10 protein-coding genes are annotated in these 14,052 nt (G+C 56.7%); 9 read left to right on the top strand and 1 reads right to left on the bottom strand.

The window, feature by feature from the left end; genetic code table 11:
• The first annotated feature begins 133 nt into the window (after positions 1-133).
• Positions 134-1,657, top strand: a complete 1,524-nt coding sequence (locus Q5H33_RS05490) for a metallophosphoesterase (protein ID WP_226856994.1) — start codon at positions 134-136, stop codon at positions 1,655-1,657.
• Positions 1,658-1,777: 120 nt separating this feature from the next.
• Here the strand turns inward: Q5H33_RS05490 and Q5H33_RS05485 are convergent, their stop codons facing one another.
• Entirely contained in the window at positions 1,778-2,599 is an 822-nt protein-coding gene (locus Q5H33_RS05485; RefSeq protein WP_022244563.1) for an IclR family transcriptional regulator, read from the bottom strand.
• A gap of 348 nt (positions 2,600-2,947) precedes the next feature.
• Between Q5H33_RS05485 and leuC the strand changes: the two genes are divergently transcribed.
• The 8 genes from leuC (at position 2,948) to Q5H33_RS05445 (ending at position 13,990) form a co-directional block, all read left to right on the top strand.
• The gene (gene leuC, locus Q5H33_RS05480; protein ID WP_004220236.1) at positions 2,948-4,351 is read left to right on the top strand and encodes a 3-isopropylmalate dehydratase large subunit; all 1,404 of its coding nucleotides are present in this window, start codon (positions 2,948-2,950) and stop codon (positions 4,349-4,351) included.
• 80 nt (positions 4,352-4,431) lie between these two features.
• Positions 4,432-5,121, top strand: a complete 690-nt coding sequence (gene leuD, locus Q5H33_RS05475; RefSeq protein WP_004220235.1) for a 3-isopropylmalate dehydratase small subunit — start codon at positions 4,432-4,434, stop codon at positions 5,119-5,121.
• A 442-nt stretch (positions 5,122-5,563) separates the two neighbouring features.
• Positions 5,564-6,742: a diguanylate cyclase gene (locus Q5H33_RS05470; protein ID WP_004220231.1), complete on the top strand. Its 1,179-nt coding sequence runs from the start codon at positions 5,564-5,566 to the stop codon at positions 6,740-6,742.
• Between the two features lie 422 nt (positions 6,743-7,164).
• Positions 7,165-8,490: a UDP-N-acetylglucosamine 1-carboxyvinyltransferase gene (gene murA, locus Q5H33_RS05465; protein ID WP_004220229.1), complete on the top strand. Its 1,326-nt coding sequence runs from the start codon at positions 7,165-7,167 to the stop codon at positions 8,488-8,490.
• A 497-nt stretch (positions 8,491-8,987) separates the two neighbouring features.
• Positions 8,988-9,869, top strand: a complete 882-nt coding sequence (locus tag Q5H33_RS05460) for a 1-acyl-sn-glycerol-3-phosphate acyltransferase (protein ID WP_033524191.1) — start codon at positions 8,988-8,990, stop codon at positions 9,867-9,869.
• Between the two features lie 204 nt (positions 9,870-10,073).
• Positions 10,074-11,072, top strand: a complete 999-nt coding sequence (locus tag Q5H33_RS05455) for an NAD(P)H-dependent glycerol-3-phosphate dehydrogenase (protein WP_033524192.1) — start codon at positions 10,074-10,076, stop codon at positions 11,070-11,072.
• Between the two features lie 486 nt (positions 11,073-11,558).
• Entirely contained in the window at positions 11,559-12,695 is a 1,137-nt protein-coding gene (locus Q5H33_RS05450; protein WP_302423429.1) for a D-alanine--D-alanine ligase family protein, read from the top strand.
• A 179-nt stretch (positions 12,696-12,874) separates the two neighbouring features.
• Positions 12,875-13,990: a CPBP family intramembrane glutamic endopeptidase gene (locus Q5H33_RS05445; protein ID WP_259296950.1), complete on the top strand. Its 1,116-nt coding sequence runs from the start codon at positions 12,875-12,877 to the stop codon at positions 13,988-13,990.
• The last annotated feature ends 62 nt before the right edge of the window (positions 13,991-14,052 follow it).

Genomic DNA, 14,052 nt, shown 5'->3' with positions numbered 1-14,052 from the left:
TGGTTCAGCCATTCTTGGTTCGAGTCCAGGCATCCCAGCCAATGACCCTCGCGGATGCGAGGGTTTTTTGTTTTTCGCAAGTATAGTTTGTCACTATGGCACGGTCCAAGAAAATTGCACTACCCTAGGAAACATGACTGAATTGCAGAACGCAGCAAAAGCCGCGGCCACGCGACCGCGCATCCAACCAGCGGAAGAGGGAGACGATCGCCCGCTTTCCGTATCCGCGAGACTGGGGCGACTGCAATTCCACCAATCCGGCAAATTCCGCGTGCTGCAGCTTACCGACATCCAAGACGGGCCGAAAGTCAGCAAAGACACCGTCAAACTCATTGAAGCGTCGCTGGACGCCACACGGCCGGACATTGTTATCTTCACCGGCAATCAGATCGCAGGATATGATCCTGCATACGCGCAAACCACGCGCAAACGTCGTTGGAGCGCTGCCGCGGGGATTTCCTCCAGAACCGCTTCATCCAAGTCTTCCGAAGCGTCAGAACGGTTCGAAGCTGCGCTGGAACGCACCTGCGCATCCGTGCGCGCCACTGTCGAACAGCTCGTGCGTCCGCTTGCCGATCGCGGCATTCCGTGGGCGGTGACATTCGGCAACCACGATTTTCAATGCGGGCTCAGCAATGCGGAAATCGAAAGCATTTGCAGGGAATTTCCCGGATGCGTGAACCCTGAGCCTACGGGAGGCGAGAGCGGCCTCGGGGGCGCAAATTCTGCAAATTCTGTGGGAAGCATGGATTCTGCGGAAGATGCAGGTTTCGTGCAACTCCGGGCGGAATCGTATTTGCCGAATCAGCGCGTATTCGCTTGCGAGCCGGGCACCTTCGCATTGCCGGTTGCCGATGTGGACCATACGATGTCCGTGCTGGGCTTGGTATTGCTGGATTCGGGCGATTACGCACGTTCCGGCGGGTACGGAAGCCCGTCCGCGGAGGCGTTGCGATTTCTTGCCGAAGTGCCGGAAATGATGGCCACGCAATCTCAGAAACAGGCAGGATCGCACGAAACCGCGCAATCGCAGGAACCGGCGGTCCCGTGCATGGTATTCCAGCATTTTCCGGTGCAACAGTATTACCAACTGCTTAAGCCGGCCGCGGCGAATGCGGCGCGTGCGATTGAAGGCTACCGCAATTTCGCTGGAAAACATTACGTTTTGGATGAGGAAAAAACGCTTCCCGGCAGTTATCTGGGGGAGGGTGTCAGCTGCCCGGATGCCGACAGCGGTGAATTCGCGATATTGGAACAGCATGACTATTTTGCGATTTCCGCGGGGCATGATCACCGCAACGCATTCGTTGGAACAGTGCCGGTTTCGCGAGAAATGGCCTCGGCTGATGCGCAGACGGCGGCTTCGCCAGGCAAGGTTGGCGGTCTGATGATGATCGCGTCGCCCACCAGCGGTTTCGGATCGTATGGTCCGGTGCCGCAGAAGCGGGCCGCGCGGCTGATCGAGTTCGACATCCGCCATCCGTACGAGCCGCGTACGCAGCTGCTTGAATACGGCGAATTGGTGGGCAAACCGAGCGCGGGCAAGGCGTACGCGTACGGCATGACCAGTGAATCGAAGCCCGAATCCGAAGGCGTGGATCTGCTGCATCGGCCGACATGGTGGAGCAAACTGTTGACTTGGCTGCGTAAGAAGTAGCTGAAAAGAGCGAAATGACAAATCCTGCAAGGAAATGGCAAAACTTGCGGAAGGCAGGAAATAGCAAAACCGTGTCCTGCATGCATCGCGGAACACGGTTGAGAGGCTGTATATTGCCCGTCAGCGACCGGAAGAAGCCTTAATCAAGGCGTCGGTCAAATACTTGCCGGCAGCCATAACCAGCGGGGCGTAACGGCGTCCGGGATTGGACCCCATACGACCGTCCGGGCCGGAAATCGAAATTGCGGCAATCACCTGACCGGAAGCATTGCGAATCGGCGCGGAAATCGAGCATACGCCCTCATCGCGCTCGTTGACCGACTCGGCCCAACCGCGCTTGCGCACGGCGGTAAGCTTGGCCGCGGTGAACTTGGCGTGACGCAACCCCTGATGCAGGCGTTCGGAATCCTCCCAAGCCAGCAAAATCTGGGCCGCGGAACCGGCCTCCATCGACAGCATCGCACCGACCGGAATGGAATCACGCAAACCGGAAGCGCGCTCCACGGCGGCGATGCACACGCGCATATCGCCCTGACGGCGGTAAATCTGCGCGGATTCGCCAGTGCGATCCAGCAACGTCTGCAAAATCGGCGCGGCTGCGGTCAGCAAACGATCCTCGCCGGCAGCAGCGGCCAATTCCGCAAAACGCGAGCCAAGCACGAAACGACCATGCTGATCACGCAACACAAAACGGTGACGCTCCAACGCAATCGCCAGTCGATGCGCGGTCGGTCGGGCCAAGCCCGTCGAGGAAACCAGCTGTCCGAGCGTTGCCGGACCGGATTCAAGCGCGTCAAGGATTTTGACGGTCTTGTCAAGCACACCCACACCGGAATGAATCTCATTGCTTTGAGAAGACGTCGTGTGGTGGGTCTCAGCTGGAAGCTCAGTCTCATCCGACTGCGATTCAGGCATGGTGGTGCTTGTATTCGAAGAAGTCATAAGAGGGATTATGCCATCTCACATATTGAAATGCAAAATGTACGCAATGTCGGACTGCGGTAGAGCAGGTATTTTAATCTTTACTCAGTTATGGAAAAAGCTGGAAAAAATCTGAATTTTCAACGATTTTGTAGGTACATACGGGGAGGTATGCCACAATCGCGGCGATTTTGACATGATCTGGAGTGAACTTGGCCCATATGTGATGTGTGCGTTGCATGCAAGTATCTCATATACCGGCATAAACGCGTTCGAACCAGGCTCGAACACCATAGGCTTATAGCACGAACAACGCGGGTTGGCAATACCGCGAGGAAAAAGCGAGGAAAAATTCGAGGAGGTCCCGCAATGGGAACGACATTGGCCGAGAAGGTCTGGGCCGATCATTTGGTACGCAAGGGTAGTGATGGGGCTCCCGACTTGCTGTACATTGATCTGATGCTCATGCACGAAGTTACCAGTCCGCAGGCATTCGAAGGCTTGCGACTGGCCGGACGCAAGCCACGTCACCTTGACCAGCTGATCGCAACGGAAGATCACAACACGCCGACTGCCGACATCGACCGCCCGAATCCGGATAAGATCTCCGCGCTGCAGCTAAGCACGCTCGAAAAGAACTGCAAGGATTTCGGCGTACGTCTGTGCCCGCTGGGAGACGCCGATCAGGGCGTGGTGCACGCGTTCGCGCCGGTGCTGGGCCTGACGCAGCCGGGCATGACGATCGTGTGCGGTGACTCGCACACCTCCACGCACGGCGCGTTCGGTGCCATGGCCATCGGCATCGGCACCTCCGAAGTCGAACATGTTATGGCAACGCAGACCCTGAGCCTGAAGCCGTTCAAGACCATGGCCGTGAATATCGAAGGTGAACTGCCGAAGGGCGTCACCGCAAAAGACATTATTCTTGCGATTATCGCGAAGATCGGCACCGGTGGCGGCCAAGGGCACGTCATTGAATATCGTGGTGAGGCCATCAAGAAACTGTCGATGGACGCACGCATGACCATCTGCAACATGTCGATCGAAGCGGGCGCTCGCGCCGGCATGATCGCGCCGGACGAAGTGACGTTCGAATATCTGAAGGGACGCCCGCACGCGCCGGAAGGTGAAATGTGGGACAAGGCCATCGAATACTGGAAGACGCTGAAAACCGATGACGACGCCGTATTCGACAAGGAAGTGACCATCAAGGCCGAAGATCTCGAGCCGTATGTGACGTGGGGCACCAACCCGGGTCAGGGCATCAAGATTTCCGGCGTGGTGCCGGATCCGGCTTCGTTCAACGATGAAACCGAGCGCACCGCGGCCGAGCGTGCCATTGCCTACATGGGCTTGACGCCGGGCATGCGCATCAAAGACATTGCCGTGGATACCGTGTTCATCGGCTCCTGCACCAACGGACGTCTCGAGGATCTGCGTGTGGCCGCTTCCATTATGAAGGGGCATCACAAGGCCGAAAACATTCACCGCGTGCTCGTGGTGCCGGCCTCCTCTCGCGTGCGTTTGCAGGCGGAAAAGGAAGGACTTGACAAGATCTTCAAGGACTTCGGTGCCGAATGGCGTAACGCAGGCTGCTCCATGTGCCTGGGCATGAACCCCGACAAGATGGTGGCCCGCGAACGTTCCATCTCCACTTCGAACCGCAATTTCGAAGGTCGACAGGGCAAGGGGTCGCGTACGCATCTGGCGTCGCCGGCGGTCGCCGCCGCAACGGCCATCCGCGGTACCATCTCGTCTCCGGCTGATCTGTGAATCGTTGAGAATGCTTGAAAACCTGAGAAATCTTGGATTTCCGGCATTCTGTGAATCGTTACATCGAAAGAAATAGTGAAATGGAAAAACTGACTACTCTTACCGGCGTGGCCGTGCCGCTTCGCCGTTCCAATGTCGATACTGACCAGATTATTCCAGCCGTGTTCTTGAAGCGCGTGCAGAAGTCCGGTTTCGACGACGCGCTGTTCTATGCGTGGCGTCGCGATCCGGAATTCGTGCTCAACCAGCCGGAATACAAGCGGGGCAAGATTCTCGTTGCCGGACCGGATTTCGGTATCGGATCTTCTCGTGAACATGCCGTGTGGGCATTGCATGATTACGGCTTCCGCGTGGTGATTTCATCTCGTTTCGCCGACATTTTCTACGGCAACACCGCGAAGAACGGCGTGCTGGCTGCGATTATGCCGCAGGAATCCGTTGAGTTGCTGTGGAAGCTGCTTGACGAGGAGCCGGGCCGTGATATGACGGTGAGCCTGGAGGATCGCACGGTGACGTGCGGCGACGTGACGCTGCCGTTCGAAGTGAACGACTATACCCGTTGGCGCCTGATGAACGGCTATGACGATATCGATCTGACGTTGCAGTATGAAGACGATATTGTGACATACGAGAAGATGCGTGCCGAAAAGTTCCCGTTCAAGCCGAAGACGCTGCCGGCGAAGCGTGAGCCGGAGCAGTTGATCGCGTCCGCGCGCGAAGGCGAATACCCGGATTGGCAGGGCCCGCTTGCCGATCGCGGCATCATCTGAGTTGGCGTCTGGCTAGGTGCGCGGGCTGTTTGCGGGGTGATTCCTCCAGTGGGTGGAAGGAACACCCCGCTTGCGTTGTTGCGCGGGCTGTTTGCGGGAGGATTCTTCCAGTGGGTGGAAGAATTGGGACGTCGGGATGATTGTTCGCGGGAGGATTCTTCCAGTGACTGGAAGGATTGGGATGTTATGTGATGCGTGAGCGGGAGGATTCTTCCAGTAGGTGGATGTTTTTGGACTTTGAGACGGTCCGTAGCGGGGTGATTCCTCCACTGGGTGGAGGTTTTGGGACGATTAGGGGACTCATATTGTCCGGATTCCTCCAGTGACTGGAAGGATTGGGACGTTGGGATTGCTGATTATGTGAGATTTGCGCGGGTTTTGCATATGAGACGCGCTATGGTGGGCTTATTGTTTCGTGCTTTCGTAGCTTTCGGAGAGAAAAATGAGCCAGGGTTTTGCGCCGTTTTATGATGTCAATCGCACGTATGAAGACAACTATTTGCAAGGGCCGTTCGGCGCGTTTGCCGAAGTGTTGCGGGCTGATGCGTCCGATTCTGCGGGATCGGTCACGTCTGTTGTTGCTGAGGTTGCGTCCGATTCCTCCAGTGAGGTTCAGGGCGTTCAGACCATTCAGGCCGCTCAAGCGCAGGAATTCCTTGGTTTTCGTGTGAATCTGCCGTTCGGTATTCCAGCTGGTCCGCTGCTGAATGAGCGTTTCACCACGGCCGCTTTCCGTATGGGCTTCGATCTGGCGGTATACAAGACGGTTCGTTCCCGCGCATGGGGCTGCAATGCGTTCCCGAACGTGCTGGCCGTGCATCCGCGGAATGCCGATGGTTCGCTGGTTCCGGGCAGTGCCGAACTTGACGAGGGTGTGCTTGCCGATACCCGTTATGAGCTTCCGATTTCGATTTCCAACAGTTTCGGCGTTCCCTCCCGTGATCCCGACGAATGGCAGCCGGACATGCAGAAGGCAATCGCCGCAGCCGGTGACGGCCAGCTGCTGGTGCCGAGCTTCCAAGGCTCCCGCGTGGAGGGCATGGATCGTGAAGCGTATATCGCCGATCATGTCACCACCGCGCATTTGGTTGCCGAAACTGGCGCTGGCCTGATGGAAATGAACACCAGCTGCCCGAATGAGGGACATAATCGTCTGTTGTGCCACGATCCGCATTTGGTCGGCGAGATTACGGAAGCGGTGAAGAACGAAATCGGCGATCGTCCGCTGATCGTGAAGCTCGCATACATTCCGAATGATGCTGATCTGGAAATCATGGTGAAGGAAACCGCCGGCCATGGCGCGGTGCAGGGTTTCTCCACCATTAACACAATCTCCGCGAAGCTGGTGGATGCGAACGGCAATCAGGCATTGCCAGGCGCGGGGCGTGACCGTTCGGGCGTATGTGGCAATGCGATTCGTGGTGCAGGTCTCGATATGGTTGGCCGCCTGAATGCGATTCGCGAGAAGCTGGGTCTTGATTTTGCGATCGTTGGCGTGGGCGGTGTGATTCGTCCGGAAGATTACAAGGCGTACCGCGAGGCTGGTGCAAACGCGGTGATGAGCGCTACGGGTGCCATGTGGAACGCCCGTTTGGCGCAAGACATTAAAGCCGCACTGTAGTCACAGGTTCAATTGCGCCTGATTTGCGCTCTGTTGCGTTTCACCGTCCATTTTTCCCATTCGCTGGAAGGATTAGTGCAGCACGGGGGTAGCTGTCCGTCCTGATTCTTCCAGTGACTGGAGGGTTTTGCCCGCTGAGATGCAGTTTGGTGGGATGATTCTTCCAGTGACTGGAGGTTTTTGGACGGTGGAGGGGCTTGTACCGGGAGGATTCTTCCACCGACTGGAAGTTTTTGCCCGCTGGGATGCGGTTTGGCGGGTGGATTGTTCCAGTGGCTGGGAATTTTGGTCGAAAGTCGAACGAAATTGGGAGACACTGCGCTGAACGCGGCATTTCACGAGCCCACTACATGCCTTATGGCAAACTGAGGGTTAGTGTGTTTCAAGCTTGAACCGTATAAGGGAAGCGAAAGAGGTTGAGCGTGTCTGACAACAACAACGACATTCTGCACGTCGAAGGTGGCAAGCCGCTGAACGGCACCATCAAGGTGCGTGGCGCGAAGAACTTCGTGAGCAAGGCCATGGTGGCGGCGCTGCTCGCCCCGGGTACGTCCGTGTTGAAGAATGTTCCGGAGATTCGCGACGTGCATGTGGTCTCCGACTTGCTGCGTCTGCATGGCGTGGACGTTACGGTGGATGGCGATCACGGCGTGGTCACGATCGACGCCACGAATGTGCAGCTTGCCGATGTGGCCGACGTGGATACGCTGTCTGGTTCGTCGCGTATTCCGATTCTGTTCTCCGGCCCGCTGCTGCACCGTTTGGGTGAGGCGTTCATTCCGGCTCTCGGCGGATGCAATATTGGCGGTCGTCCGATTGATTTCCACCTGGAAACGTTGCGCAAGTTGGGTGCCAACGTCGATAAGGAACATAAGGACGGCATTCATATCACCGCTCCGAACGGTTTGCATGGCGCGAAGATTCACCTGCCGTACCCGTCGGTGGGCGCTACCGAGCAGACGTTGCTTGCCGCCGTGCTTGCTGAGGGCAAGACGGAGCTTTCCGGCGCTGCCACCGAACCTGAAATCATGGATTTGGTGTGCGTGCTGCAGAAGATGGGCGCGATCATTTCCGTGGATGTGGACCGTACGTTCCGCATCGAGGGTGTGAAGGAGCTGAAGGGCTATACGCACACTTCGCTGACCGACCGCATCGAGGCCGCTTCCTGGGCTTCCGCGGCATTGGCCACGCATGGCGACATTTTCGTCAAGGGTGCTACGCAGCCTGAAATGATGACGTTCCTGAACGTGTTCCGCAAGATTGGTGGTGAGTTCGACATCACCGATAACGGCATTCGTTTCTGGCATCCGGGCGGCGATTTGAAGCCGGTCGCGATCGAAACCGACGTGCATCCGGGCTTCATGACCGACTGGCAGCAGCCGCTGGTGGTGGCGTTGACGCAGGCGAAGGGCCTGTCGATCGTGCACGAAACGGTGTATGAGAATCGTTTCGGTTTCACGAAGCCACTGGTGCAGATGGGTGCCACGATTCAGCTGTATCGCGAATGCCTCGGATCGCTGCCATGCCGTTTCCAGCAGCGCAATTACAAGCATTCCGCGGTTATTTTCGGACCGACCCCGCTGACCGGCCGCGATATTGACGTGCCGGATCTGCGTGGCGGCTTCAGCCATCTGATTGCCGCGTTGGCGGCAAAGGGCCCGTCCAATGTGCAGGGCATTTCGCTGATTGACCGCGGTTATGCCGATTTCCGTGGCAAGCTCGAAGCCCTCGGCGCAGATTTCGACTGATTTGTTGCTTGATTTATCGCTGATATAGCTTGATTGGCTTGGTAAGGCCGGTGTTCACAACAGTGGGCACCGGCTTTTTGCTTACACATTGCCGTTGCTCGTTCTCAAAAACTTAGTAATTCAGTGTATAAATTATTGAACTTAATTTAGGGGGTTATGGCGCATAATAGTGATGCAAAAGTTTTATTGTTTTTGAAAATAATGTCGATTTTCGGCAGAGATTCTTTCGGAATGGCATTATGATTGTCGATATCGAATGGCGTTTGCAACGAGGTGAACAGCCGAAGATATAAGGGTTTCCCTCATCGTTATTGTGTTTACTGCATGTCCAGACGGATTCTAGGGATGGTCGCAACATCTTCGTCGTCAATCGTCCTCCAGCCTATCCACCAGTTCCGCCTTTTTCGTATATTCCGTGTTTTTGTATTTCGTGTGTGCGTCGTGCATGAGCGCAATCGTTCCAACCAAGCGGAATGGGTGGTGGCAGAATGGAACGCATGGCATCCAAAGGAAAACCCTCGCCGCGTTCCGCGGTCAAACCGTTAAGCGACGAACAAGTCGCAAAGCTCGCACAGCGTCACCATCTCGTTGACCCAACCCACGACTTTCCATGCGGGCCGCGCAAAGCCAATGAAGCCGAAATCGCGGCGCAGAATCCGAAAGCGACCCATCGTCTGCTCACCGGATGCGACATCGTATTCCGCAACCGCACCAAACTCAAGGCGTGGGGCATCGAACACGTGCCGGAAACCGGTCCGTTCATCACCGCGGCCACGCACGTCACCATGTTTGACGTGTTCGTGCCCATGATCTCCATGTTCCATCAAGGCCGCCGTCCGCGCTACATGGCCAAAGCCGAAATGGCCTCGTGGCCGCTGATCGGCAAATGGTTCCAACTGGTAGGCATGCAGCCCGTGCAACGCCGTTCGGGCAAGGCGAAAGCCATCGAGGAAACCTCCGTGGAAATCCTTACCTCCGGCCGACCCCTAACCGTATGGCCGGAAGGCACGGTAACGCGCGACCCGCAGAAATGGCCGATGAGCATGAAAAACGGCGTGGGCATGATCGCGCTTGAGGCTTCGCGCCGACTCGGCTACCAGATTCCGCTGTATTGCGCGGTAACGTGGGGCGCGGCAAGCATCAACCATTGGTGGCCGTGGCCGCGTAAAAACGTGGTCATGTGCTACGACGAGGCGCTTGATTATGCGGATCTGCTCGCCGATTGCGATTCCTGGGGTGAGGAAGTGCCGGAGGATCTCGCCAACGAACTTACCCGACGCATCCGCGTGCGTATGACCGAAGTCATGGCCGAAATCCGCGGCGAACAAGCCCCCGATGGATATTGGGATTATCGTACGATGAGCCGAGTGAAGGACTGAATCGAAGAAGGCCGAATCGAAAAAGACCGCACACGCGATTGCTGAAATGCGGTAATCGAAATACTGCCAGCCGATTGCGCATACGTATGGCGCGTATTGCGGCATATATCGCGGTGTGCGTAGCCGGCGGTAGCATAGGAAAAGCAATTTTTGAGCCAAGACTCCGGGTTATGAATGATGCCCGGAGTAATGCAAGGAGCAAATATGACGAACGTGACGGTACTGGGCGCAGGAGCTTGGGGAACCGCTTTCGGTCAGGTGCTTGCCGATGCAGGCAACAATGTGACTATGTGGGCCATCGAACCGGAGATTGTGGAAGGCATTCGCGACCACCATCACAACGGTGTTCGCCTGCCCAGCGTGAAAGTGCTGCCAAGCAACATGACCGCCACCGGCGACCGTGCCGAAGCCGTAGCCAACGCCGACATTGTGATCGTGGCCATCGCCGCACAGTTCGCCCGCGTCGCGCTCGTCGAATTCAAGGACCTGATTCCCGAAACCGCACTCGTCGCCTCGCTGATGAAAGGCATCGAACGCACCACCGGCAAGCGCATGGATGAAGTCGTTATGGAAACGCTCGACCTGCCGGCCGACCGCTTCGCCGCGATTTCCGGACCGAACCTGAGCAAGCAGATCGCCGACCGCGAGCCGGCCGCAACCGTGGTCGCCTGCGAAAATCTCGACAATGCGCGCAAGATCGCAGCCGCTTGCACCACCGACTATTTCCGTGCGTTCGTAACCCGCGACGTGATCGGCTTGGAAATGTGTGGATCGCTGAAGAATGTGGTCGCGCTGGCCGTGGGCATGGCCCGCGGCGCCGGCTACGGCGAAAATACCGCCGCCATGATCGAAACCCGTGGCCTGGCCGAACTGACCGCCCTGGGCGAGGCGGCAGGCGCCGATCCGAAGACGTTCGCCGGTTTGGCTGGCGTGGGCGACCTGATCGCCACCTGCGGATCCCCGTTGAGCCGCAACTACACGTTCGGATCCAACTTGGGCAAGGGATTGAGCGTTGAGGAAGCCACCAAGGTGAGTAACGGCGTGGCCGAAGGCGTGCCGACCACCGATGCGGTGGTGGCGCTCGGCAAGCAGTATGGCGTGCCCACGCCGCTCGCCACGGCCATGAGCCACGTGCTTTCCGATGGCATCTCCTGCGCGCAGATGCTGTCCGAACTTTTCGGCGAAGGCATCAGCGAAGAATAAGCTTTCCGTAACATCGCGATTGCAGATAAGACCGCACTTTCAGGTGCGGTCTTTTTATTTTTCGAGGCATGCGATTGCGTAAAACGTCAATCGGAATGTGTCAATCGTCAATCGCCATATATTTCGGCAATAATAGTAAATCTGTATAAAAATAGTCTAATCGTGATTAGTCTAATCGTGATTAGACAAAGCGATTAAGCTCGGTTTTTCAGGTTGCAATCGCATCATTCCAACGTTTGATTCCGTATTCTATGATTCATGAAAATAGGACATGAGTGACGGGCGTGTGTAATTATGATTCGTCGTGTGTGGGCTGTGGGGTGCGGTTTGTATACTGAACTGCGATATTGCGAATGCGTGGTATCGCGGGCGAACAGAAGTGCGAACCGGCGCGATATTGCGAAGACAGACAGTACAGACAGTATTGGCAGACGGTATTGGGCGCGCGTGCGTTCAACGGACCAACTTATGGAGCATAAGACAAAGATGGCAAAACAGCGCATTGTGGTGATGTATGGCGGCAAAGCCGACGAGCATTCGATTTCCTGCATCTCTGCGGCGGGCGTGCTGCGCGCGTTGGATACTGACAAGTTCGAAGCCATTGAGGTGGGAATCACCAAGAACGGCGAGTGGATCGTAGGCGGCGAGGATCCACGCAAGTGGAACATGAGCGAAGGCCTGCCGATGGTGGAGAAGACGGATTTCTCCAAAGATGTGGTGCTGGATGTGGCACTCGGCCAGGATGGTTTCTTCGCTCGTGAAGATGACGGCACGCTGACTTCGCTTGGCCACGTGGACGCCGTGCTTCCGGTATTGCATGGTCCGTACGGTGAGGATGGCACGATTCAGGGCCTGTTCGAAATGATGAACGTGCCGTACGTTGGCTGCGGTGTGCTCGCTTCCGCCGCTTGCATGGACAAGCATTATACGAAGGTATTGCTGGCTGCGGCCGGTATTCCCGTGGCTCCCGGCATCACGTTGGATGTGCGCGATTATGATGCCGCTTCCGAATTCGCCGCCGAAGCGGACGAGATGCTTGCCGCGGTGCAGCAGGCCGGATTGCAGTACCCGCTGTTCGTGAAGCCGTCCCGCGCCGGTTCCAGCTTCGGCGTGACCAAGGTCGAACATGAGGGCGATGCGGCCGAGCTTGCCGCCGCAGTGTTCGAAGCGTCCCACCATGATTGGCGTGTGCTCGTGGAACAGGGCATCGACGCGCGCGAAATCGAATGCGCCGTGCTCTGCCCGAAGGCCGGCGAGGCTCCGCAGGCCAGCTGGCCGGGCGAAATCGTGCTTGACAAGCGTGCCGAGGGCGACGACCAGTTCTATGATTTCGACAGCAAGTACGTGAACTCCGACGCAAGCCATGTGGAAGTGCCCGCAAGCCTGCCGGAAGAAACTCTGAACCGCGTGCGCGAAACCGCCAAAAAAGCGTTCATCGCAGTCGACGGCGCCGGTCTGAGTCGTGTCGACACCTTCGTGACGGCCGACGGCGAAGTGATGGTCAACGAAATCAACACCATGCCGGGCTTCACCCCGATTTCCATGTATCCCAAGGCATGGGAGGCAACCGGCGTGAGCTACACCGATCTGATCACCACGCTGATCGAGGGCGTGCTGCGCTGATTTCGATTGGGTGGTGGCTCCGCGTCCGATCGCCGCGCTCGCCGTGTGAGCTGTTTCGTTGCGGACGCCCATGACGACGGTCATGAGATTGTAAGCTGATATTCAGCATTCCTGTACTAAGGTGCTGAATATCAGCATTTTCGTATATGCACCCCGTGCACGTCGTCGCAAAGGCAAATATGACGTTTCCGCAGTACCCCCAATATCCGCAGCGGCCGCAACAACCGCATCCGCAGCAGAATCCACAACAGCCATCCCAATATCAGCAACAACCGCAGTATCCGCAGCCACAAGCCAATCCCTACGAACTGTGGCTCAGGCGCGTGAAAAGCGTGTTCTCCCGCATCGGCGCAGGCATGTGCCTGATGGTGGTGATCTGGTATGCGCTTGCAACGGTGCTTTCCGGCATGCTCTATCAGGTACTGCATACCACGAATCTGCCGAATTGGGCGGTGTATGTGGCGTCGGATGCCCCTTTGTATCTCGTGGCCATGCCGCTCGCGGTACTGATCATGGGCAAATCGTCGGTCATTGAAACACGCAAGTTCGACATGAAGCCGGGCCAATTCTTCAAACTGCTTATCATGTGCTTCCCGCTCATGTATGGGGGCAGTCTCATCGGCAATATGTTGGCGTCGCTGCTGTCCGGAGGCAAAGCCAGCAATTCGGTGAGCGATCTGGCCATGCAATTCGACGTGTGGAACGTGGTGTTCCTCGTAATTCTCGGACCGTTGTTCGAAGAATGGATCTTCCGCAAGGAACTCATCAGCCGCACGCGCAAATACGGCGAAAAAACCGCGATCGTGTTCTCCGCACTGTTCTTTGCTCTGGTGCACATGAACCTGTTCCAGTTCTTCTACGCATTCGCATTGGGTCTTATGTTCGGCTACGTGTACGTGCGCACCAGCAAACTGCGTTATTCGGTGGCCATGCACATGATCGTCAACTTCATGGGTGGCGTGGTTGCGCCGTGGGTGGTGACGAACATTGACATCGACAGTCTGATGAACGTGCTGACCAGTGCGGAAAACGGCGACGGAACGGCCATGATGCAGTGGATGGGCCAGAATGCGACGGGAATGATGATATTCGGCATCTATATGCTGCTATATTACGGTCTGATCATCGCGGGCATAGTGTTGCTTATCCGCAATCGCAAGAACTTTGAATTCTATACCGCACCGGAAGAACTGCCTCGCGGCGTTCGCACGAGCACGGCAATACTGAACGTCGGTGTAGTTACTTACATTGTAGTGACGGTTATTATTACGTCAATCAATCTAATGATGCAATAATTTCAGTATAAAAAAGTGCCGCATGTGGACTACTGCATGCGGCACTTTATATATATGGGTCA

Source organism: uncultured Bifidobacterium sp. (assembly GCF_959020145.1).
Classification (GTDB): domain Bacteria; phylum Actinomycetota; class Actinomycetes; order Actinomycetales; family Bifidobacteriaceae; genus Bifidobacterium.
The sequence above is the reverse complement of the archived record's forward strand: the minus strand, read 5'-3'. Positions and strand labels throughout refer to the sequence as shown.